Source organism: bacterium (genome assembly GCA_040755795.1).
Taxonomy (GTDB): Bacteria; UBA9089; CG2-30-40-21; order CG2-30-40-21; family SBAY01; genus JBFLXS01.
The window spans coordinates 1-1620 of the sequence record JBFLXS010000643.1 but is presented as its reverse complement, the minus strand read 5'-3'; the positions used below and the strand labels follow the sequence as shown (position 1 = coordinate 1620).

1 protein-coding gene is annotated in these 1620 nt (G+C 38.1%); it reads right to left on the bottom strand.

Annotated elements, in window-relative coordinates; all coding sequences use genetic code 11:
- Nucleotides 1-489 precede the first annotated feature (489 nt).
- The gene (gene dapB, locus AB1414_20565) at nt 490-1290 is read right to left on the bottom strand and encodes a 4-hydroxy-tetrahydrodipicolinate reductase (protein MEW6609804.1); all 801 of its coding nucleotides are present in this window, start codon (nt 1288-1290) and stop codon (nt 490-492) included.
- Nucleotides 1291-1620 lie beyond the last annotated feature (330 nt).

The following is a 1620-nucleotide window of genomic DNA, read 5'->3' as shown; positions in this document are numbered from 1 at the left end:
CGAAATTTTCTCTCGCAAAGACGAAAGTTCGCAAAGATTATAATTTATTCCTTTGTGTTCTTTGCGCCTTAGCGAGAAATTTAATCTTTATGCCTTTCTCCCACCAATAACTGACCGATTACCTCAGTCGAACGGTATTTAATTACCCGTTACCAATTACCAATCACCAATTACCAGTTACCAATCACCAGTTACCAATTACCAATCACCAGTTACCAGAATCAAATTCCGTGCGTTATTTGTTCAACACGACAACGGATGAAACACGGAAAATCCCGCTACAGCGAACATGCCTGCAATTAAGGTTGTAGGGACACCCCTTGTGGTTGTCAGCCTACGGAACGGACAGGGACAAGCCCTGTCCTTATACTTTCGCCTTCTGTCCTCTCTTATTTATCCGTGCTAATCCGCGTTAATCAGTGGCTGAATAGTTAGTTAATTTTTTTCTCTGGGTCTCTGCGTCTCTGCGGTGAACGGTTACCGAAAATCTTATAAATTCAACACATCTTGCATATCATACAAACCTGGTGTTTTTTTTGCAACAAATCTTGCGGCTTTAATTGCTCCATGAGCAAATGTTAGCCGTGAATGGGCACGGTGAATAAGTTCCAATCGTTCACCTTCACTACCAAAAATGACTGTATGTTCTCCAACAATATCCCCAGACCTAAGAGCAAATATACCAATTTCATCAGGTTTTCGCTCTCCTACCTGTCCCTGTCGGCTATAAACTGCAACTTGATTAAAATCCCTATTTAGACTATCGGCAATTATCTTGCCTAACATTATTGCCGTGCCAGATGGGGCATCTTTTTTATGGTGATGATGTGCTTCAAGTATCTCTACTTCGTAATCATTACCTAATACCTTTGCAACCTCACCAACTAACTTAAATAGAAGATTAACTCCAATACTCATATTTGGGGCAAAAACAATCGGGATAGAAAATGATAGGTCATTTATGCAATCTGTTTGAGCCTTATCTAATCCTGTTGTCCCAATGACCATTGCCAGATTATTTGCCGCGGCTATTTCAAGATGCTCAATCGTTGTTTTAGGATTAGTAAATTCAATCAAAACATCGCCTGATTTAATGATTTTTTCTAAACTATCGACAATAGGCACGGTTATTCTTTTATCTCCAATTCTTTCACCAATATCACAACCAATCGCCTCATGTCCTAAATGCTCAATTCCAGCAATCAATTCCATATCTTTTTGCTCAAATACTAACTTCGCAATCATACTTCCCATCCTACCACAGACACCGCTGACAATTACTTTAATCATTAATATTCCCTCCTTTTGAGTAATGGTAACCGTTCAGGGATATAGCCACAGAGTCACAGAGAACACAGAGAGAATATATAATCTTGAATGAACCCCGTAATGTTTTACTATCTAACGGGATCAACACGAATGCACCTGAATAACAAAAAGAGATAGTTAGTGTTAATCTCTAACTTCCCAAATTTTAAGTAATAGGTAAAATTTTTCCACCTGTGCGGTTAAATGTAAAATGAAAATGTATAACTGAAAGGTAATGAGTCTTGCGAAGTACTAAAATTTCCCATTTTTCATTTCCTATTTTACATTTTACATTTATTTTTCCTTTGCGTC